The organism is Ectothiorhodospiraceae bacterium BW-2, assembly GCA_008375315.1.
Classification (GTDB): Bacteria; Pseudomonadota; Gammaproteobacteria; order Thiohalomonadales; family Thiohalomonadaceae; genus BW-2.
On record CP032507.1, the window covers coordinates 3,756,297 to 3,778,980 of the forward strand.

Here is a 22,684-nt window from a genome sequence, read left to right on the forward strand (position 1 = left end):
TCTACCTTGTTAATAGACTTTACTGCCATGTTCGCCCAAAATCGGAAACCCGAACTGCTGTAGCAGTCGCGCTGTCTCAAACAGCGGTAGGCCCACCACATTGGAGTAGCTACCGTGTAGTTGCTCGACAAATAGCGCTCCTCGCCCCTGAATCGCGTAGCCCCCCGCCTTATCTCGCGGCTCACCACTCTGCCAGTAGGCCTCCATGAGCGGCTCACTCAGTTCGGTAAACTTCACCCGACTCACGACCCGCTCTACCCGATCAAAATTGTTCGATACGAGCGCCACGGCGGTCATCACCTGATGCTCTCGCCCCGACAGCCGCGCCATCATCTGCATAAAGTCGCGCCTATCTTTCGGCTTACCGAGGATCTCCCCCTCACCCACCACGATCGCCGTATCGGCACCTAGCACCAGATGGCGCGGAAAGGCCCCCTCGACCACTCTCGCCTTATTAAGCGCCATACGCTCTACGTAACTAGCGGGCGACTCGCCACGGCGGGGCGTCTCATCAATTTTGCTAACCTGTTGCCGAAACGACACGCCGATTTGGGTTAACAGTTCCGCACGACGAGGCGATGCCGAAGCGAGAATTAACGACAACGCACTGGTCACTGTCACAAGCGATGGTAGGGGTGGTTATTGAGCAGCGACCAGGCGCGATAGAGCTGCTCGGCGACCACGATTCGCACCAGCGGGTGGGGCAGCGTGAGCGGCGAGAGTGACCAGCTCTGCTGACAACCACGCGATAGCTCAGACTCAATACCATCTGGCCCGCCGACAATCAGCGCCACCGGTCGCGCCAACTGCTGCCACTGCGCTAGCTGTGAGGCTAGCTGCTCGGTACTCCAGCGCTGACCCTCCACCTCTAGCGCCACGGTATGGGCACGGGGGGGGAGTGCCGCCTCAATGAGCCCCGCCTCCTGCCGTTTCAGTCGCTCAATGTCGCCCTTTTGACTCCGTTTAGGGAGCGGTAGCACCTTTAGGATCAAATTGACCTCGCGCTGTAGTCTGCGGGCGTAGTGGGCATAACCGGCCTCAACCCACGCCTCAGCTCGGTTCGCCACACTAATAAGGTAGAGATTCATACCGCCGCAGCGGGTGCCTCATCACCCCATAACTTCTCCAAATTATAAAAAGCGCGCGTCTCAGGTAGCATCACATGGACGACCACATCGCCTAAATCGACCAAAATCCAGCCACTCGACGGCTCCCCCTCGACACCTAACGGCACTACAGCCGCCGCCTTGCTCTTTTCGACCACACTCTCGGCGAGGGATTGTAGTTGGCGGCTCGAACTGCCGGAGGCGACAATGAGGGTGTCGGTCACCGAGGTCTTACCGATCACATTTAGCACCTTAATGTCGTTCCCTTTCAGATCCTCTAGCGCATCAACGGCTAACTGGGCTAACTCTTTACTCTGCATACTCTTCTATCTGCTCTATCTCTTTGGCCGCATAACAGCCATGTTGTTCTATCAATTGAATCACACTATCGGGGGTTAAATAGCGTATCGACCCCCCCCGCGCTAGCTGCTGTCGAATAGCGCTAGCGCTAATCTCCAACGGAGTCACTGCTACCTCAACCACCTCAGCCAGCGCCGCAGTGGCGCTATCGAGCTCGGCCACCCCCACTCGCCGCTGCCATAGCGGCTGTAGCGGTTCGGCAAGTGTCTCATCTCGCAAAGGGTAGCCGGGGCGGGTCATCACCACCAACCGACAGAGAGTCAGTAGCTGCCGCCAGCGTGACCAGCAGTGCAGTTTGACAAAGGCATCCGCCCCCATCAGCCAAAAAGGCATCGGCTGCCCCTCTCGCTGACGCTGCCACTCTAACAGGGTATCGACGGTGTAGGAAGTGCCGCAGCGCTGCTGTTCGATCGGATTGAGCCGAAAACGGCGATTCTGTTGCAGCGCCAGCTCAACCATTTTTAGTCGCAGCGAGGGGGCTACCTCTGGTCGATCACGCAGCGGGGGCAGCGCGGCGGGCAGAAATTCGACTCGCTCAAGCCGTAGCTGCTCCGCCACCTCCTCTGCGACGCGCAGGTGACCGTAGTGGATCGGATTGAAAGTCCCCCCGAACAGAGCGATCCGACCCTCTATCACCTCGCCCACCACCGCTGACGCAGCAGTAGCGCATCGGGTTCGGGCTGGGGTTCGGGCGGGACTATCTTCGGCTGCGACTTAGCTTCGACAACCCGCTTAGCGAGACTAAACAGCTCACTCTCTAGCCGCTGTAGCTCCTGCTGTAGCTCCAGAGTCAGACTCTGCTGCTGTAACTGCTGCTGCCGCAGCCGCTCTAGTCGCGCTTGGGTTAAGAGCCAATGATCATCCCACCCCTCTAACTGCTCTAGTGCTCGCCTATGGCGATTGGCCAGTGTCACGGCGGCAATGAGATCGATCTGCGCCACCTGCTGCTGCGAGGGGATCTGCAAACGACTACCCGGTTTAAGCTGCCAAATATTATCGTTAGTAAACGCCTGGCGGTTAAGATAGTAGAGCGCCACCATCCAGCGCTGCCAATGCCACGGCGACTCGCCGCGTAACTGACGCGCAATCTGATCCAGACGCTCCCCCTCCCCTACCGGGCCGTAGTAGCGCTCGGAGGCTACCGTCGTGCCAAGAAACACCAGCGAGCCGCAGAGCAGAGCAAAGGCTATTCTACTGCCGAATATGGCCGTCACCGATGACGATATATTTTTGCGAGGTCAGCCCCTCCAGCCCGACGGGGCCACGGGCGTGAATTTTATCGGTACTAATACCGATCTCAGCCCCCAAACCGTACTCAAAGCCATCGGCAAAGCGGGTAGAGGCGTTCACCATGACCGAACTCGAATCGACCTCAGTCAGAAAACGGCGTGCGGTCGTCAAATTTTCGGTCACAATCGCTTCGGTATGGCCCGAACTGTGGCGCTGAATATGGGCGATCGCCTCATCGATACCGGCCACAGTACGAATCGACAAAATCGGTGCCAGATATTCCGTATCCCAATCCTCATCCCTAGCCGATACCATATCGGCAACGATCTCTTTAGTCAGAGGACAGCCCCTCAGCTCCACCCCTTTCGCGCGGTACTGCCGCACAAGCTCCGGTAAAATTCGCTCGGCCACCGAAGCGGCAATAAGCAGCGTCTCCATTGCGTTGCAGACCCCATAACGGTGGGTTTTGGCGTTATAGGCGATCGCGATCCCCTTATCGAGATCGGCATCGCTATCGATATAGACATGGCAGATACCATTAAGGTGCTTAATAACCGGTACCTTCGCCTCGGCACTAATGCGTTCGATTAACCCCTTCCCCCCGCGTGGGACAATCACATCGACTAGCGACTGCATCCGAATTAGCTCGCCTACCGCCTCACGACTGGTGGTCGGCACCACCTGTACCGTCGCTGCCGGCAGAGCCGCCTGCTGTAGCCCGCGACTAATCGAGGCGGCAATCGCGTTATTCGAATAGTGCGCCTCCGAACCACCGCGCAAAATCGTCGCATTGCCCGATTTTAGGCAGAGCGCCGCCGCGTCAGCGGTCACATTAGGGCGCGACTCATAGATAATCCCAATCACCCCGAGCGGCACCCGCATCTTACCGACCTGTATCCCCGAGGGGCGCCGACTCATCTCGCTAATCGCCCCGACCGGATCGGGCAGAGCTGCAATCTGGCGCAACCCCTCTGCCATCGCGCTGACCCGTTCCGGATTGAGCGCTAATCTATCGAGTAGCGCCTCATCTAACCCCTTAGCCCTGCCCGCCTCAAGATCACGCCGATTCTCCTGCAATAGCTGACTCTGACTCTGTTCTAGATCGGTTGCTATCGCCAACAGAGCACTATTTTTCTGCCCTGTGGTTGCGGTGGCTAATACTCTAGCCGCCGCTTTAGCCGCCTCACCTAACCGCTGCATGAGCGCCTGCACTTGCTCCATCTACCTCTCCTAACACTTAATCCCAATCCGAATTTAGGGGCAGAATGATAGCAGCCTCTGTGCCAATTTGCGATAGCTGTTCATTGCTCTCATCGCTGTAGCGCCCGTTCTAGCTTTGGCCAGCACGAATGGCGCTCTATTTGTGCCATAAAACGCCTAAAGTGGCTGCGCAGATGACGCTTTAGGTGGGGGGTAATCTGGCGAGGAGGTAGCCGCTTTAGCGCCGCGAACAGTGCTAGGGCGTAGAGCGACTCAAGCTCTGAGAGATTGGCCTGTCGTACCGCATTGGGATTATAACAGCTACCACAGCCGCCACGATGGGTAAAGGCGCTATTAGCGAACATCACCCCAAAGCCCATATAGATCGCCAGCAGTTCGGTCGCATAGCCCCAACTCGCCTCTCCACCTGGGGGCGGCTCGCGACCCATTTGAGCCAAATAGTGGCCAATCACATGGGCAAAGGTGGCGATCATCCCCTCCGGTCTGGTGAGCTGATCGACCAGATAGGGGATCGGGATAAGTGCCGTCTCGGCCCCCGGCGGCATCGACTCTGCCGCTGGCCGGCGCAGTGGCGGCTCTATCGCCAGACGGAGACTCTCCACCGGCTGACACTGGAGCGAGGAGACGGCCACCAGCGGCCAGTGAGTGGTGCCGGCGTAGCGCTTAACATGATCCAAAATCAGATTGGCCATCGCATCGGAATGATCGGCCCGTCCGGGAAAGAAGCGCTCATTCGGTAGCACCAAGACCGTATGGTGCTGAAAAAAGTCGCTATCAAACTGCTCTAGCGCCCAGAGATAGGTATCGATAAGCCACTGTGTTGCCTGCGGTTCAACCACCGCCGCGGGTTTAAACCACTGCTTAACTGCCGTTAGTAGCGCCACGCCCCTCTCCCCACTAGCTGGCCAAAAAATAACCACAACCCCATCCAATCGACTCCTATCGCAACTTTAGTGAGTTATTCACCCACTTATCCACAAGAACTGTGGATAGTTAACGCGGCGCCTGCCCTAGCTCTTCAGCTAGGAGCTGCGCGAGCTCATCCTCTGAGAGCTGCTCTAGCTCCCCCTCTAATGCAGCGGCTAACTCCGCCGCCACCGCCTCGGTAGCCTTATCGGCATCGGAGTCACCGAGCCCTTGCCAACCGAGAACCTCATCGGCGATATGGCCCTGTAGTGCCTCAAGCGTTGGAAAGTCGAATAGCAGCGTCGAACGCAGCGTGGTGTTGAGCCGAGTCGCGAGGCGATTTTTTAGCTCAACCGCGCCTAGCGAGTCGAGCCCCAGTTCAAACAGCCGCTTGCGCGGGGCGATCGCCCTCCCATCGGCCAATCCCAACGCGCTGGCCACCTCATGCCGTAGCGCCTGCTCTAGTAGAGCGTGCCGCTCCTCTCTATCGGCCTGCTGTAACCGGGTCAAAAGCTCCCCACCGGCACGGCTATCGATCTGGACGAAGTGGCGATAGAGCGCCGTTACGGTACTACGCTGACCAAAGCGGTTCCAGTCGATAGAGGCGACCGCCATGTGACCATGCTCGCTGCCTAAACCTAAGAGCCGACCTAGCGTCATTAACGCCGGCTGTGGCTGCAACGGCTCAATACCGAGATCATAAAAGCGCTGTTGCAGCACTGTTGCCATCCCCAGCGACCAGGGCCCCCAGTTAATCGAGAGCCCCACCCGCCCCTCGCTGCGCCTTTGGGCAATAAAGCCATCGAGCCAGCCATTAGCGAGTGCATAGTTCGCCTGTCCTGCAGAGCCGAGTAGGGCAGCGATGGAGGAGAAGGTGACAAAGTGGTCTAACGGATCATCGAGAGTGAGCTGGTGCAGGTGGCGACACCCAGCCATTTTCGCTGCCATCACCGTCTCAAATCGCTGCCAGCTCTGCTCGGTGAGCGGCGCATCGTCGAGCCTCCCTGCTAGATGGAACACCCCTTTCAGTGGCGGAAGCTCTGCCCTTAATGGTGCCAATCCCGCCTGTAGCGCCCCAAAATCGGTCACATCGGCCTGAAGCAGTACCACCTGCGCCTGCTGTCGTAACGCGAGCAGCCGCTGCTGTTGCCCCTGATCGGGGGCGCGGCGGGCAATTAATACCACAGCCCCCGCCCCCCGCATCACCAGCCACTCGGCCAGCAGTAGCCCAATGTCGCCTAACCCCCCGCTAATCAGATAACTCGCCTCGGCACAGAACGATACGGTAGCCAAAGCTGATGGGTTATAGCGCTGTAGCTGCTGCTGCCATAGCTGACCGTTGTGCCAAGCTAGCTCGTGGCTCTGCTTGAGCGCCAGTAGTGGCGGCAGCGAATTAGGTGAGCCATCAAGCGGCAGATCGAGCCACTGGCAACAGAGCTGTGGATATTCACGCGCGATCACGCGCCACAGCGCGACCAGCGCCGTTACCGCAGGATTGAGCGTTGCCCCCTTGGCAACCGCAGCTCCCCCCCGAGTCAGTAGCCATAGGGTGAGTGTGCTATCGGTTAGCTGGCCTAATAGGGTCAGTAATGGTGCCACTAACGGCTGCAGCGCGGCATCATCACCACTCTCTAAGTCGAGCGGGGCGGCAAATAGAAGCGCGGTTACCCCCTCACGCTCAAGGCTATGGAGTTGGTCTAGTGCTATCGTTTGATAGTCATCCACCCCTTCAGCCTGTAGTAACGATAGGGCGATACCGGCTCGATCAGCCACGACGGCCCAACGCCCGCTAGCTGCCGGTGCGACGTCGGTAAACGGTAACCAGTCGGGGTGGTAGAGGTGATCATCATACCCCTTTCGTAGCTCCCGCAGTAGCTGCTGCTGCGCCACCCGTTTGGCTCGAAACCCCTCGATATGGAGTAGCCGCGCCCCCCTCTCATTGACCAGTTCGACCCGACTGACCACCTCCCCTCGCGCCTCATCCTCCTCTAGCAGCTCGATATAGCTCCAGAGCGGCTGCGGTAACGGCTCTGAGCGACCATAGTAGTCGAGCCTATCGATGGCAAACGGAATCACCACCTCATCAGACTCTATCGCCACTAGCGCAGCCAATACCTGCAGCGTGGAGTCAAAAAGACCCGGGTGGAGCTGTAGCTGCTCGCCCATTAGCTGCTTTAGCGGTGGCTCCAATCTGGCCAAAACGGCCCGCTCGCCGCGCCATAAGGCCCTAATCCAGCGAAACTCTTCGCCCAGTTCGATATGGCTCTGCCAGATATGTTCATAAAAGGGTTCGCTTAGCTGCCCACACTGTCGCTGCCATAACGGAAGTGGCGCGGCCTCTAGCCGAGGCTCTGTCAATGGCATCAGGCGACCGGTCGCGTGCTCCTCATAGTGGTTTGGCGTGTTAAAACTCACTAGCGCGAAACTCCCCTCGGGGTTGAGCTGTAGCTGTACGGTTCGCTCCCCCTCGGCAGGGAGTACTAACGGCTGGGGAAAGATCACCTCCGTTAAGCGGCACGCGCTCTGCCCCTGCTCCGCCTTGGCCGCCTCTAGCAGTAGCGATAGATGCCCCGCTCCCGGTACCACTACCTCACCAAAGACGCGATGCTGGGCGTAGAGCGGCAGGCGTTGGAGTGAGAAAACGCTCTGGTAGAGGCGACTCTCTAGCAGCGGTGCTACCACCGCCTCACCTAGCAGATCAGCCATCGCCTCGCCGCTATTGGTAACCGATGAAAGGGGGGCGGCGGTCGCCTCTCTCGATAGCCAAAAGCGCTGGCGCTGCCACGGGTAGCGCGGCAGCGCTACCCGATGGCTGCGATCAGTGGCGTAGAAACGCTCCCAGTTGATCGCCACCCCTCGTAGCGCCAAGGCGGCCACCGTGCGACTTAGCTGCTCCCCATCGGCAACGCTACTGCGAAGTGTCGGCAGCCAGAGCGCCGCCTCCCCCCCCGCTAGCGCCGCCCCTAGGCCGAGAAGGTTAGGCCGCGGGCCAATATCGATAAAGGTGTTATACCCCTGATCAAGCAGCCTCTGTAGCCCCTGGCCAAACTCGACCGGCTGGCGCAGATGGTTAACCCAGTAGTCGGGTGTCGCTAGCTCCTCTCCGCCCCAATCGCCACTGACATTGGCCATTAGGGGAATCTTTAGCTCACCAAAGTTGATCTGAGCCACGGCGGCAGCAAAATCGGCCAAAATCGGCTCCATCTGCGGGGTGTGGAAGGCGTGCGAGACCGAGAGGGGACGGGTCTCAATCTGCCGCTGCTCTAGCGCTGTGACTAGGTTGGCCACGGCGTGACTCTCTCCAGCGATCACGACATTAGCCGGACCGTTACGGGTCGCCACGACCACCTCTGGCTGCTGCGCTAACAGCGGTTTTAGCTCCGCTTCGGTCGCCATCACCGCTACCATACTCCCCTTAGCGGGTAGCGAGCCCATTAACTCAGCCCGCCGACAGATAAGCCTCAGCCCCTGCTCCAAACTCAATAGTCCAGAGATAGTTGCCGCCACATACTCTCCCACACTGTGGCCGATGAGAGCCTGCGGCTCTATCCCCCAGTGGAGTAGTAGCTGCGCTAGCGACCACTCCAACGCAAATAGCGCCGGTTGGGTATAGCGGGTGTGGTTAAGTTTGCTCTCCGCGGCCTCAGACCAGAATAGCTCTGGCAGCGTTAGCCCCAATAGCGGCGCTAAAATCTGATCACAGCGATCCATCGCGGCTCGAAATAGCGGCTCTCGCCGATAGAGCGCCTCACCCATGCCACGATACTGCGCCCCCTGACCGCTAAAGAGCCAGACCACTGCGGGGGCCTCCCCCGTCTGACTCTGTTGCTGCCAGTGGGGGCTCGCTTCGGCGGCCAGAAACTGGTTGATCCCCAGCAGTAGCTCTGCGCCTGACTCCCCCACCAGCGCCAGCCGCTGCTGCTGTAGTGGCCGGCTGACGGCACTGCTATAGCCAATCGCGGCCAACTCGGCCTGATCGCTCTGTTTAAGTCGCTGCCGATAACGATCGGCTAGCTGCCGCAGTGCGGTACTCTGTTGGGCAGATAGGAGCACAATAGTCTGTTGCAGTGGGGCCGTCGGCGCACCACTCTCTTCGCCTCTGTTGGCAACGGGGGCAGCTGAGAGGATGGCGTGCGCGTTAGTCCCGCCAAAGCCAAACGAGCTAATGGCGCTATAGCAAGCTACCGCCTCCGGCCACGGTTGCGTGGTATTGACCAGCTCAAACCGACTCCCTGCCAGCTCAATCAGTGGATTGAGTGTTTTAAAGTGGCCATTCGGTGGCAGTTGGCGATGGTGAATCGCCAGCACGCTCTTAATCAATCCGGCCATACCAGCCGCCGCCTCTAGGTGACCGACACGACTCTTAACCGCTCCTAAACGGCATGGCCGCTCCCCCTCTCCTAGCACCGCCTGTAGCGATTTGAACTCAATTGGATCGCCAAGTGCGGTGCCGGTTCCGTGGGTTTCGACATAGCCAATCTCACCGGCAACGACCCCACTATCGGCCAACGCCGCGCGAATCACCGCCTGCTGCGCTAGACCATTCGGTGCCGTCAGGCCGTTACTGCGGCCATCTTGGTTAACGGCTGTCCCTCGTACCACGGCCAGAATCGGATCGCCATCGCGCTCTGCCTCGCTAAGCCGTTTTAACACCACCACCCCGCACCCTTCGCTTCGTACATAGCCGTTCGCCTCGGCATCAAAAGTTTTACAGCGACCATCGGGCGAGAGCATCTGCGCCTGCGACAGCGCAATCGAAAGGGTTGGCGAGAGGAGGAGGTTCACCCCACCACTCAGCGCTAGCGAGCACTCCCCCCGACGAAGCGCCGCTACCGCCTGATGCAGCGCCACAAGGGATGAGGAGCAGGCGGTATCGATCGCCATACTCGGCCCATGAAAATCGAAACAGTAGGAGAGCCGATTCGCGGCAATAGAGTAGGCCTGCGCCGGAGCGGTATAGGGGCTAAGCTGTGCCCTATCGGCCAACTGCCACTCACTATAGTCGTGGGTACTGATGCCGATGAAGACGCCGGTATCGCTGCCGGCGAGTTGGTCGGGGTTAAGCCGCGCCGACTCTAGCGCCTGCCAGCTACACTCCAGTAACAGCCGCTGCTGCGGATCCATCACCTCAGCCTCTGGCGGGGTAATTCCAAATAGGGTCGGATCAAATTGATCGACTCCCTCGATAAAGCCGCCGCTACGGTTATTGATTCTACCCGGTGTGCCGGCTATCGGATCATAGAGCGCCGCGCTATCCCAGCGCTCAGCAGGGACATCGATAACGCCATCGCTCTCGCTACAAAGAAACGCCCAATAGGCCTCAGGGGAGTCGCTGCCGCCGGGCAGACGACAGCCGATGCCGATTAGCGCTATCGGTTCATGGGTTGAGGCTGACTGTTTCGGTGCAGGTTGTATCGCTACAGAAACGCCGCTAAGGTGGCGGCAGAGGGCGTCGATGGTCGGATATTCCCATAGGAGGGTTCCCGATAGCCCCTCCTCGCCTAACCACTCCTCTAAAGCGCCTATCAACTCGACCGCTGCGCGGGAGGTGAGGCCATAGTCGGCTAGCGGCGTCGTATCGTTAAGCATCGCTGCCGAGAGGTGCAGTCGCTGGCTTAACTGCTGGCGCAGCCAGCGCCGCAGTGTCTCGGGGTTTATTTGCCTCGCTATGCTCACCGAGTCACTCTCAGCGGAGCCTGCGCCCGAGTCATCCTCACGACACCAGCTAAAGTGGCTCTCAAAGCGCTTATCGAGCCACGCCTGCCGACAGCCACGGCGCTGAATTTTGCCGCTAGAGGTCTTTAACACTTGGCCTTTGCGCAGTAGCTGCAGGCCGTAGAGTTCAACCTCATGGGTTTCGGAGATCGCGCGGCGCAGGCTCGCTAACAGCGGTTGCCAATCCTCAAGCCGTTGCTCAACTTCGGCCACCACCACCAGATGCTCCTCGCCATCGCTCTCAATCGCGAAGGCGGCGCAGTGATCGCGCCGAATCAGATCGGAACTAGTCTGTAGCGTCCACTCAATATCCTGCGGATAGTGGTTCACTCCGGCGATAATGATTAAATCTTTCTCACGACCGGTCATATAGAGCTCACCACGGAGCATAAAGCCTAAATCGCCGCTACGCAGAAACGGCCCCCGCTGTGGCTGATCGATGAGGCGGGCGCGAAAGGTCGCTTCACTCTCCTCTGGACGCTGCCAGTAGCCGGCACCAACGCTCTCACCGCTAATCCAAATCTCACCTACTTCGCCATCGGGCAGCCGCTGCTTAGTGTCGGGATCGACAATCACAATATCCATCCCCTCGCCCGGAACGCCACAGCTCACGATCGCGCGATGTGGGCGCTCTCCCTCTGGAGAGAGCTCCTCAATGCGGTGCTGCTGCTCTAAAAGCGTCGCATCGGCATAACAGTATTGGGGTAAGCTTTGGTGAGGTTTTGCGGTTACTAATAGGGTCGCCTCTGCCAAGCCATAGGCCATATAGAGCGCTTCTGGATCTAACCCACACTCGGCGAAGGTCTGAATAAATCTCTCCACCGTATCGCGCCGAATCGGTTCGGCCCCATTACTCGCCTCTCGTAGTGAGCTTAAATCGAGCTGTTGGCGCTGTTTGGGGGTTATCTTTTGAATACACGCCTCATAGGCAAAGTTGGGGGCTTGGGTATGCGTCCCCTTAAAACGGCTAATCACCTCCAGCCAGCGTAGCGGTCGCTTTAAAAAAGTTAAAGGCGAGAGGATATAGCAGGGAATGCCGCTATAGAGCGGCTGAATCAGCCCATCGACTAAGCCGTAGTCGTGAAAATAGGGCATCCAGGTCACTTCAACGCTACTCTCGTCATACGCAAACGAGCGCTTTAATACAGCGCTATGGCGCATAATGTTAGCGTGAGTCAGCATCACCCCTTTCGGGGTCGAGGTCGAGCCGGAGGTGTATTGCAGATAGGCGATCGACTGCGGATCTATCGCCTCTAGCGCTTGCCACATTGAGGCTTGCGTTAAATCGACACGATCTGAGGCGAGCCAAGCCATGGTTTGACTCCCCTCATCGGCATCCATCACCGCCTGTAGCTGCTGCTGAATGTTGGCGGTGGTGATAACCCAAGCGGCCTCGGCATCATTGACGATGGCATTTAATCTCGGCAGAGTCCGTTTTAGGCGAGCGGTATCGGGGGGGGGGGCCGGAATCGCGATCATGCCTGCATAGAGGGTGCCAAAAAAACCGGCCAAAAATTCGATACCTGGCGGGTAGAGCAGTAGCGCCCGCTCTCCTTGATGTCCGGTCAGCGTCACTGCGATAGCACGAGCCGCCTCATCTAGTTCAGCATAGCTGTAGCTAGCGCTCACCTCTTTACCATCTTTGACAAAGGAGTAGGCCATTTTATCGGGAGTTGTAGCGGCACGATGGCGCAGCAGAGCAACAAGATCGTTAAGCGTTTCCATGCAGAATCTCTCTAGGCAGATAAGAAATTAACAGTTTTAATACAGAAATAGAAAGGGGCCACCCACTATGGATGGCCCCTTACTCTAAAATCGACTTATGTCGTCAAGAGGCTGAGTTTAGTTTGACTCGCGACGCCCCCCTCTAGCTAGATAGCCAGCAGAGAGCAGCACTAACAGCAGCAGCAGCGGGTCGGTGGCGCTGCGGCTAGTGGAGCAGCCGAATGAGTCGGTACCGTCGTAGCTATCTTTGTATTGACGAGCATAGGAGACCTCGCCATTGGCCATAACGCCGTCGTCAGTTTTTGCATCGCGAGATTCGACCGCCGCATCAGCCTTGCGCTGTACCTCTGTGGCAATCGCACTCAATTCAGCGCTTAAACCACTATTTTGTACGGCGGTATCGGCATCGGTAGCGCTATTGAGAGTTCCATCTAGCCAACGCAGGGTATTGAGTACGAACTGCTGATTATTGGTAGCCATCTGGTTATTAAAACCCATTTGGGAGGCGGCATCGGCTGCAATTTGGGCGGTAAACATTCCCGCTTCTGCAAATACCGCCAAACGCCCTTTACCTACTGTTAATACCGCCCCTTGCAGATGATAATAATCGACCGAACCATCACTATGCCTCACAGGTTTGGTCTCCTTTTTAGGCACGGTATAGTCGGGAACATTGCCGGTGGTTAGTGTGGTTGCGACCAGATTATCTTCTGAAGCATCAGCATCGACGCCAAAGTAGTTATCTTGTGCGGTCGTCATCAGGGTGTAGGTTTCGTCACCTAAGCGCATTAGCTCAAGAAAGTTACCGTGCTCACCACTACCATAGGCCTGTAGATCGCCCGCTAGCGGCTTGTTATAGGTAAAACTCTGACCGGTAAAACTGGTCACATAGGGGATCGACTCTGCAGCAGTTCGCCCGCGGGTTATCGGGTGGTCAGTCAACCAGCCATCCCCTTCAGAAAACCCCTGCTCGGCTGTCGGTAGGTCACCTGCCCAAAATAGCAGCGAGTTAACATCGGCACCTAAGCCAACCATAATCCGTCGAACTTCATCGACCAGATCGTCCTTAACGGTACGCTCTTTCCACTCACCGGTCTTCTTTTTGTAGTTATAGCAGATACCATCTTCGAGTTTATTCCCAGACTTCTCTACCGGACAGGGCTCCATGGAGATATCAGAGGTTAATTTCAATTGACGGCGAATATCTTTCGCTAGCTGCCCCTCTAACAGATCATAGACAAAGACATCGTTGTAGTTAGGGTCGAAGTTGTAGCCGTTATCAAATTTAAAGCCAAACCGCATCGCCAACTCGGCCACAGCAGCTGGGAACGGGTAGTGGTCGGCAATGAGGAGCAGATTCCCCCCCTCAGAGACCCACTTGACAATGGCATCCATCTCGCTCGGGCTATAGGCGCTGTAGATAGGATCCATCCAAGCATCGGGCTCCCCTTGGGATTTGGTCGCCGCATTAGAGATGACTAAGACATCGCTACCAATGCTCTCTAGGGTCTCGTTTCGAGTCAGTTTAGCCAAGGTGCCGCTGGCATTACCGCTGGCATCGATATCAAAGCTGATGCCCTCTTCAATAAAAGCGTTGACGCTATAGCCATCCTTCTCTAGTAGCGTTGCAAAGGGCAGAAAACGGCCATCACGGGTATGGAAATTATCTCTGGAGACCGATTGCTCAATGTAGATCTTAGGCGAGCTTGCGGTATGGGCTGGGGCATTGACGGGGATGAACTGATCCCAGTGGATGAAGCACTCGTCATTTCTCTGGCTGCCATAAAACTGGCTGGCATAACGAGTGACACAGTCCTCATAACTTGTTGTGCTCTCTACCGTTATCGTGCCCGCCTCAGCAGAGGTGGTAACCGCTGCAACCGGTGTGGCCTCTTCTGCGTTGAGAGAGCCAGAAACCGCGCCCATAGCCAGCAGTGTGGTAATTGCAACCGTTTTCATCTTGAATTTCATTAAGTAACCTCGCTTTACAGAAGAAGTAGCCGTGGCCGATGCCCGATGATTTGCCGCCAGCGGCCTAAACTAGGGGCCGCCAGCCAAAAACTGCCCGCATATTACCCGCTCTGAAATTTGATGACAACACCTCTGACCACTTAAATTATGAGCAGCCCCCCCCTTTCACTCGCTGCTTGACTCTCCTGAGTGACTACAGGATACTCCCCTTCGTGGGCAGCCGATGCTATGGCTACACTCTGTTTTGTTCATTTTGTTCATCTACACTTGACTTTGTAAGGAGTAACAGCAGCGCTATGGGTCTATTTGATATGTTTAAGGGTGACAGCGAAGAGATGACACCCCATTTCGCTTTTGCCACGGCGTTAATCTACATGATGGGAGCCGATGGTGAGTTCGATAACGAAGAGATTGGCCACCTACTCTCGGTACTTGGCGGTTCAAAAGAGGGGGGCTCTATCGGTGTAGGGGCTAACAATAAGGCGCTACTCGATCGAGCGGTTCGTTATGCTCAGAAAAATCCGCTAGATAAGTTTCTGGAGGAGAGCACTCCGATTCTAACCGAAGGACAGAGGTTCTGCATTTTGGTCAATCTTATCGACTCCTCACTCGCAGACGGCCAGGCCGAAAGGGAGGAGCAGGTGATGTTTGAGAAGATTATGCAGACATGGGGCATTAGCGAAGCGCAATTTGAGCCCTTCTTTGAGGTGATCGTGCTCAAAAATGACCGCTCCATCTTCACCGATCAGAGCCATCCGAAAAACCAGCCGGGATATCAGGTGAAGTTGGGCGTTTAAACCCCCTCTTCACCCATAGTGGGCGCACAGCCGTGCGCCCCTATCCTACCGAGTCGCGTTGCCAATACTGTTATGACTCTGTTACAGCGCTATCGCTGTTGGCAGCGGCTATAAAAATCCCTATACTGTCAGCCGTTTTCTGCCACATTGGCAGAGGCTAACGCCAGATTTGCCTTTAAGTCTGCCGTTTGGGGTGGTCTAGTACCACACATCTGCGACTCTACCCACTGCGTGAACACTGAAACATGGCTTACGATCTCGATACTGTCCGCTCGCTCTACGCCCACTTCCCCGCCCGAGTTGAGGCTGCCCGCCAGCACCTTGGCCGCCCTCTGACCCTAACCGAAAAGGTGCTCTTTGCCCACTTAGGGGAGCCCCTTGCCGACTTTAAGCGGGGTGAGAGCTATGTTAACTTCCACCCCGACCGAGTGGCGATGCAGGATGCGACCGCCCAGATGGCGCTGCTACAGTTTATGAATGCCGGTAAAGAGCGCACTGCGGTTCCTTCGACCGTCCACTGTGACCACCTCATCGCCGCGAACGCTGGTGCAAAGAGCGATCTGGGCGTGGCAATAACGCAGAATAGCGAAGTCTATGATTTTCTACAATCGGTCTCGGCTCGCTACGGTATCGGCTTCTGGAAGCCGGGGGCTGGGATTATTCACCAAGTCATTTTAGAGAATTACGCCTTCCCCGGCGGAATGGTTATCGGCACCGACTCCCATACGGTCAACGCCGGTGGCTTAGGTATGATCGCCATCGGCGTCGGCGGTGCCGATGCGGTCGATGTGATGGCCGGTATGCCGTGGGAGCTAAAGATGCCAAAGCTGATTGGGGTTAAACTAACTGGCCAGCTACAGGGGTGGAGCTCTGCTAAAGATGTCATTCTTACATTGGCCGGTATTTTGACGACCAAGGGGGGCACCAACGCCATTATCGAATATTTTGGCCCCGGTGCCGATTCGCTCTCTTGCACCGGTAAGGCGACCATCTGCAACATGGGCGCTGAAGTGGGGGCAACGACCTCCCTCTTCCCCTACGATGCCAACATGGCGACCTACCTCAAGCAGACCGGTCGCGAAGAGATTGCCCAACTGGCCGATGGCCTGGTGGCCTCGTTACGCCCCGATGATGAGGTAACCAACCACCCGGATAGCTACTACGATCAGCTCATTGAGATCGATCTCTCCTCGTTAGAGCCGCACATTAACGGCCCCTTTACCCCCGATGCCGCCCATCCTCTGTCACAGTTTGCCGCTGCTGTTAAAGCGAACGACTATCCTAACAAACTGGAGGTTGGCCTCATCGGCTCCTGCACCAACTCCTCCTATGAGGATATGAGTCGCGCCGCCTCACTCGCACGGCAGGCGATGGAGAAGGGGCTAAGTTGTCAGGCAGAGTTTATTATTAACCCCGGCTCAGAACAGGTGCGCTATACCGCTGAACGAGACGGCATTTTAGAGGCGTTAACTCAACTCGGCGGAACGGTCATGGCTAATGCCTGTGGCCCCTGTATCGGTCAGTGGCAGCGCCATACCGACGATCCGAACCGTAAAAATTCGATTATCACCTCATTTAATCGCAACTTTGCCAAGCGCAACGATGGTAACCCCAATACCCATAGCTTTGTCGCTAGCCCCGAAATGGTGACAGCGCTGGCAATCGCAGGCTCACTCAGCTTTAATCCTGCCACCGACACGCTCACCAATAGTCGGGGTGAACAGGTCAAACTCGATCCACCCACTGGGGAGGCGCTGCCACCAAACGGCTTTGCAGTCGAGGAGGATGGCTTTTTAGCCCCCCCCGCCGAGGGTAGCGGCGTCGAAGTTAAGGTCGCCGCCGACTCGGATCGACTCCAACGGCTCGCCCCCTTCGCCCCTTGGCCAGGGGGAGATATCGAACAGGCCCCGCTACTGCTTAAAGCTAGCGGTAAATGTACCACCGACCATATCTCTATGGCCGGCCCGTGGCTCAAATATCGCGGCCATCTCGACAATATCTCTAATAATCTGCTTATCGGGGCCGTGAACCACTTTAATAGCAAGACTAACTCGGTGCTTAATCAGCAGAGCGGGGAGTATGGCGCGGTGCCCGATGCCGCTCGTAGCTATAAGGCGGCCGGTTTGCGCTCTATCATTGTCGCTGAAGAGAACTATGGTGAGGGCTCCTCGCGAGAACACGCCGCGATGGAGCCGCGCCATCTCGGTGTCGCTGCGGTCATTGTTAAATCGTTCGCCCGTATCCACGAAACCAACCTCAAAAAGCAGGGGATGCTAGCGCTCACCTTTGCTAATAAGAGCGACTACGACAGTGTGCGAGAAGAGGATAAGCTCTCCATTCACGGTCTCGACAGCTTCAGCCCCGGCGTGCCGCTACAGGCCACATTGCACCATCGCGATGGCACTCAGGAGCAGCTCACACTGAACCACACCTATAATGAGCTGCAGATCGCTTGGTTTCGCGCCGGCAGCGCACTTAACTACCTCTCTAGCAGAGAGGGCTAAGGAGTTATCTGATGGAAGAAGGTCTGATCTGTACCCCTAAAACTGATGTCATCGAAAATATCTCTGAATCGATCAAGTGCTCCAGCTATATCGATCTGGCGCTGTTTGACCAGTTTAATGTCAAACGAGGGCTACGAAATGCTGACCATAGCGGGGTACTGGTCGGGCTGACCAATATCGGTGAAGTGGTCGGTTACCAAAAAGAGGGGGAGCTGCTCATTCCGGTTGAGGGCGAACTCTACTATCGCGGCATTAGTGTCAACGATCTCGTGCGAGGGATTCAGCAGAGCGGTCGCTACGGTTTCGATGAGGTCGCCTTTCTGCTCTTAACCGGCCGCCTACCGACTCGCAGCGAATTAGAGGGGTTCGAGAACCACTTAGCCGACAATCGTGAACTCAATCGCGATGTGGTCAACAGCTTTATCCTCTCGCTCAAGGGCTCTAATATGATGAATGTCCTCGCCCGTACTGTATTAGGTCTCTATACGCTAGATACCTGTGGTGATGATACCTCCCATACCAATTTGGTGCGTCAATCGCTAGAGCTCATCGCCAAAGTCCCCGCGATTATCGTCTATGCCTACTTTAGTATGCGCCATAAGTACCATCGCGACTCGCTCATTATGCGCTACCCGCAGCCGGGGTTAAGCACCGCCGAAAATTTCCTCTATATGCTCAAAGGAGAGGAGTACACCCCACTTGAGGCGGAGCTGCTCGATTTAGCACTCATTCTCCACGCCGAGCATGGCGGTGGTAATAACTCCAGCTTTACGATTCGCGTCACTAGCTCCTCGGGAACCGATACCTATTCGGCTATCGCCTCAGCCCTCGCGTCACTAAAGGGGCCGCTTCACGGCGGCGCTAACCTAGAGGCGCAAGATATGATGGATCACATTAAGGCCAATATTAGCGATTGGGATGATGAGGCAGAGATTCGCGCCTATATCGCCAACATTTTACGCAAAGAGGCGTATGACGGCACCGGTAAGGTCTATGGCATCGGCCACGCTATCTACACCCTCTCCGATCCACGCGCGGTACTGCTAAAAGAGCGAGCACGAGAGCTCGCCAAAGCGAAGGGGCGTGAGGCGGAGTTTCGGCTATTTGAACATATTGAAAGGCTCACCCCAGAGGTCTTTAGTGAGATTAAGGGCAATAAAAAGGTGCTCTGTGCCAATGTCGATTTCTACTCCGGTTTTGTCTATACCAGCATCGGGATTCCTAAAGAGCTCTATACCGCACTGTTCGCTATGGCGCGTATCGCCGGCTGGTGTGCCCACCGCATAGAGGAGCTTAATTTTACCGCTCGGCGAATTATTCGCCCCGCCTATCGCAATGTTTTTGGGCGGCGAAGTTATATAGCTATCGATAAACGGGGTAGCACGGTTTAAGTCAAGCCGCTCCAATGCTCCCCCGACAATAGTGATACACTAACACTCGATCTACTGTACTGTAAGAGGCTACCCCCCCGTGCAACACCCCCTATCTTTTCGCGTCCAACAGGTAAAACCCTCCCCCACTCTGGCCATTACCGCCCGTGCGCAGCAGCTTCGTAGTGAAGGGATCGATGTCATCGGCCTCGGTGCTGGCGAACCCGATTTTGCCACCCCAGACCATATCAAACAGGCAGCGATTGCGGCGATCCATCATAATCAGACCCGTTATACCGCAGTCGATGGAACGGCGACCCTAAAAGCTGCGGTTATCGATAAGTTTCAGCGCGATAACCGCTTACTCTATCAGCCCGATCAAATTTTAGTCTCCTCCGGTGGCAAACAGAGCTTCTTTAATCTGGCTCAAGCGCTGCTAAACTCTGGTGATGAGGTGGTTATTCCCGCCCCCTACTGGGTCTCCTACCCCGATATGGTGCTACTCGCCGAGGCTAAACCGGTGATTGTTCCGACCGGCATTAACCAGCAGTTTAAAATCACTCCCGACCAGCTACAGCAGGCCATGACCCCTCGCACTCGCTTAGTGGTCTTAAACAGCCCCTCTAACCCCACTGGGGTCTGCTACAGCGAGGCGGAGCTGGCGGCACTGGCCGAAGTACTACTGCCCCATAGAGGGATCTATATCGCCTCAGACGATATGTATGAGCATATTCGTTGGAATCACCTCCCCTTTTGCAATATCGTCAACGCCTGCGCCGAGCTCTATGAGCGCACTTTCGTCCTCAATGGTGTCTCTAAAGCCTACGCCATGACCGGCTGGCGTATCGGCTACGCTGGGGGGCCGAGCGATATTATTAAGGCGATGAAACGGGTACAGTCGCAAAGCACCTCCAACCCCTGCTCTATCTCCCAAGCCGCCGCCGAGGCGGCGCTAAGTGGCGATCAGAGCTGTGTGAGCGACATGGTGACCGCCTTTAAAGAGCGCCACGACTATGTGTTAGAGCGCGTGAATCAAATGGAGGGCTTTTCGGCTATCGCCTCAGAGGGGGCCTTCTATACCTTTGTCGATATCAGCGCTTATCTTGCCCAACACCCCCACTTTAGCGACGATATCGTGCTCGCCGATTATCTGCTTAACGAAGCCAAAGTAGCGGTTGTCCCCGGCTCCGCCTTTGGCCAGTCTGGCGCGATACGGCTCTCTTTTGCCACCTCGATGGCACAGCTAGAGAAGGCACTCAACCGCATTGAAGCTACCCTGTACCACCCTTAACCCACCTAGAGGCGCCTCTCATGGCTATAGTGTTCCAGTCACTCTTCATCGCTCTACTGCTCTTTGGTACCGCCCAGGCTAACACCGAACTACAGATCACCCCGATGATGACCGATCTGAGCCACCCTTGGGGGATGGCATTTCTGCCCGATGGCACGCTACTAGTCACCGAACGGGGGGGGGCGCTATACCATATTGATCTCGATAACAGCAGCAAACATAGCGTTACCGGCGTACCTAAAGTGGCCGCTCTCGGTCAGGGGGGGTTACTTGATGTCGCCGTTCACCCCGACTTTGCCACAAATCGCCTCATCTACCTCTCCTATGCCGGTGGTCAGGGTAACTCTGTCGGTACGGAGGTCGCTCGGGCAAGATTGGCAGCGAATCGACTCACTCAATTAGAGATTATCTTTCAACTCGATCCTAAGACCCACACCGGCTACCACTTCGGCTCCCGTCTGGTTTTTGATCAACAAGGCTACCTCTATATCACCAATGGTGATCGAGGCGTCAAGGAGCGGGCACAAAATCTGGCCGATCACGCCGGTTCAGTGGTTCGGCTGCACGATGATGGCACGATTCCGAGTGACAACCCCTTTATCGACCAAGGCTCGGCCCACCCCGGTATCTACACCTTTGGCCACCGAAATCCGCAGGGAATGGTGGTCGATAGCGCTAATCAGATCTGGATTCACGAACATGGGCCACAGGGGGGCGATGAGCTTAACCTCATTGAGGCGGGCAAAAACTATGGCTGGCCAGTCATCACCTACGGGGTGAACTACGGTAGCGGTACCCCCATTGGTGAAGGGTATGAGAAACCAGGGATGGCGCAGCCTCGCTACCACTGGATCCCCTCTATCGCCCCCTCTGGAATGGCGCTCTATCGGGGCGATCTCTTTCCACAGTGGCAAGGTGATCTACTGCTCGGTTCGCTTAAATTTCGAATGCTAGTGCGGCTTGATGTTGAACAGGGAAAAATCGTCGCCGAAGAGCGCTACATTAAAGATCGCATCGGTCGCATTCGTGATGTCGAGATCGACCCACACGATGGTTCGATTCTGGTACTAACCGATGAACGCAACGGCGGACTCTACCGCCTAACCCCAGCCACTCCGTAGCCTCCCCCACCCTACTCACTCTCAGTTTGGAGCAATTTATGCAGCGTTGGTCTATTGTATGGCTCTTTCCGCCGATTCTTATCGGTATTGCCGTGGTTAACTTTGTCGCCTCCGAGCGTCCCGCTCCGACTCGAATCGAACAGAGCGAGACGGCTCGCACGGTTCGAACGCTAACATTAGAGCCGATTAACCTCATCCCCGAGGTACGCGGTTACGGCAGCGTCACCCCGGCTCGGGTTTGGCAAGCCGTAGCCCAAGTATCGGGGCAGGTGATTGAGATGCATCCACGACTACGAAACGGTGAGATGATTGCCGCCGGTGAGCTATTGCTGCGTCTCGATCCGACCGATTACGAGTTACGCTTAGTTCAGGCCGAAGCCGAACTGAACGAACTCACTATTCGCCAGCAGAACACCACCGCACTGCTACAGATAGAGCAGAGTAGCTTGGCCTTAGCCGAACGGGAGTGGCAACGACTCTCTGAGCTGCGCACCCAAAATAGCGTCTCCCAAAGCAGCGCCGATAGTGCCGAACGCACCCTGTTAAATAGCCGCACAGCGGTACAAAACCTACAGAATACGCTAGCGCTCATACCCACTCAGCGCAAGATACTCCAAACCAAAGTGAAACAGGCTCAGCGCGATCTAGAACACACCCGCTTACGAGCCCCCTTTAATCTGCGCGTGGCCAATTTGCAGATAGAAGAGAACCAATTTGTGACCCAAAATAAGCAGCTCTTTAGCGGCGACTATGTTGATAGGGTCGAGGTGATCGCCCAGCTACCACTGAGCTCATTTCGCAACCTACTGCTCGATGAGCGCTATCGCCACCCCACCCAAGACGCCTCTTTGCTCTACGATAACAGTCGCCTACAGCAGTTCACCGGCTTTAATGCCACACTCAGTCTCGATATCGGCACCCATCAGGCGCAGTGGCAGGCGCAATTCGTCCGTTTTAGTGATGCTATCGATAGCCAGACCCGTACTATCGGCGTGGTGGTCGCGGTCGATAAGCCGTTAGAGAAGAGCAGCCCTGGCGTGCGACCTCCGCTCTCTAAAGGGATGTTTGTCGAAGTGACCCTACGAGGCAAAGAGCAGCAGGATCGGATAGTGGTTCCCCGCTCTGCGCTGCACCAACAGCAGCTCTACCGTCTTAACCACGATAACCGGCTACAGATCGTACCGGTCACACCGCTGTTTTACCAAAATGGCTGGGCTATTATGAACGGGGAAGTTAAGGCCGGAGATCAGATAGTCCTCACCGATCTAGTCCCTGCGATTGAGTCGATGCGACTAGAACCTGTCGTCGATAGAGAGGCGACAGCGGCACTTCACGCCTTAGCCAGCTCCACTCACTCGGGAGAGTAA

The 22,684-nt window shown here is 56.5% G+C and carries 15 protein-coding genes; 6 read left to right on the plus strand and 9 right to left on the minus strand.

The annotated features are described in order from the left end of the window. Positions 1-9 precede the first annotated feature (9 nt). The 9 genes from D5085_17560 to D5085_17600 form a co-directional block, all read right to left on the minus strand. Positions 10-621, minus strand: coding sequence for a septum formation inhibitor Maf (locus D5085_17560; GenBank protein ID QEP44783.1), 612 nt, complete (start codon positions 619-621; stop codon positions 10-12). Next, complete coding sequence (gene rlmH, locus D5085_17565) at positions 618-1,088, minus strand: 23S rRNA (pseudouridine(1915)-N(3))-methyltransferase RlmH (protein ID QEP44784.1); 471 nt, start codon at positions 1,086-1,088, stop codon at positions 618-620. Before rlmH ends, D5085_17560 begins: the two co-directional genes overlap by 4 nt. Continuing rightward, positions 1,085-1,426: a ribosome silencing factor gene (gene rsfS / locus D5085_17570; protein ID QEP44785.1), complete on the minus strand. Its 342-nt coding sequence runs from the start codon at positions 1,424-1,426 to the stop codon at positions 1,085-1,087. Before rsfS ends, rlmH begins: the two co-directional genes overlap by 4 nt. Then, the gene (locus tag D5085_17575) at positions 1,416-2,114 is read right to left on the minus strand and encodes a nicotinate-nucleotide adenylyltransferase (protein ID QEP44786.1); all 699 of its coding nucleotides are present in this window, start codon (positions 2,112-2,114) and stop codon (positions 1,416-1,418) included. The genes rsfS and D5085_17575 overlap by 11 nt, the downstream gene beginning before the upstream one ends. After that, complete coding sequence (locus tag D5085_17580) at positions 2,099-2,692, minus strand: hypothetical protein (GenBank protein QEP44787.1); 594 nt, start codon at positions 2,690-2,692, stop codon at positions 2,099-2,101. The genes D5085_17575 and D5085_17580 overlap by 16 nt, the downstream gene beginning before the upstream one ends. Continuing rightward, positions 2,658-3,896, minus strand: coding sequence for a glutamate-5-semialdehyde dehydrogenase (locus tag D5085_17585; protein QEP45216.1), 1,239 nt, complete (start codon positions 3,894-3,896; stop codon positions 2,658-2,660). The genes D5085_17580 and D5085_17585 overlap by 35 nt, the downstream gene beginning before the upstream one ends. A gap of 110 nt (positions 3,897-4,006) precedes the next feature. Next, positions 4,007-4,849 carry a hypothetical protein gene (locus tag D5085_17590; GenBank protein QEP44788.1) on the minus strand — a complete coding sequence of 281 codons (843 nt, stop codon included), beginning with the start codon at positions 4,847-4,849 and terminating at the stop codon, positions 4,007-4,009. A gap of 61 nt (positions 4,850-4,910) precedes the next feature. Continuing rightward, a complete protein-coding gene (locus D5085_17595) occupies positions 4,911-12,263 on the minus strand; it encodes an SDR family NAD(P)-dependent oxidoreductase (GenBank protein ID QEP44789.1) in 7,353 nt (2,450 codons plus the stop codon). Between the two features lie 117 nt (positions 12,264-12,380). Next, the gene (locus D5085_17600; GenBank protein QEP44790.1) at positions 12,381-14,234 is read right to left on the minus strand and encodes a hypothetical protein; all 1,854 of its coding nucleotides are present in this window, start codon (positions 14,232-14,234) and stop codon (positions 12,381-12,383) included. Positions 14,235-14,530: 296 nt separating this feature from the next. On the opposite strand from D5085_17600, the gene D5085_17605 reads away from it, so the two are divergent. The 6 genes from D5085_17605 (at position 14,531) to D5085_17630 (ending at position 22,684) form a co-directional block, all read left to right on the plus strand. Further along, entirely contained in the window at positions 14,531-15,031 is a 501-nt protein-coding gene (locus tag D5085_17605; protein ID QEP44791.1) for a TerB family tellurite resistance protein, read from the plus strand. A gap of 245 nt (positions 15,032-15,276) precedes the next feature. After that, on the plus strand, positions 15,277-17,535 hold the full coding sequence (locus D5085_17610; GenBank protein QEP44792.1) for an aconitate hydratase: 2,259 nt from the start codon (positions 15,277-15,279) through the stop codon (positions 17,533-17,535). Positions 17,536-17,546: 11 nt separating this feature from the next. After that, entirely contained in the window at positions 17,547-18,926 is a 1,380-nt protein-coding gene (locus D5085_17615; GenBank protein QEP44793.1) for a citrate synthase, read from the plus strand. A gap of 79 nt (positions 18,927-19,005) precedes the next feature. Beyond that, positions 19,006-20,196, plus strand: coding sequence for a pyridoxal phosphate-dependent aminotransferase (locus D5085_17620; protein QEP44794.1), 1,191 nt, complete (start codon positions 19,006-19,008; stop codon positions 20,194-20,196). Between the two features lie 20 nt (positions 20,197-20,216). Beyond that, positions 20,217-21,317, plus strand: coding sequence for a PQQ-dependent sugar dehydrogenase (locus D5085_17625; protein QEP44795.1), 1,101 nt, complete (start codon positions 20,217-20,219; stop codon positions 21,315-21,317). Positions 21,318-21,355: 38 nt separating this feature from the next. After that, positions 21,356-22,684, plus strand: a complete 1,329-nt coding sequence (locus D5085_17630; GenBank protein ID QEP44796.1) for an efflux RND transporter periplasmic adaptor subunit — start codon at positions 21,356-21,358, stop codon at positions 22,682-22,684.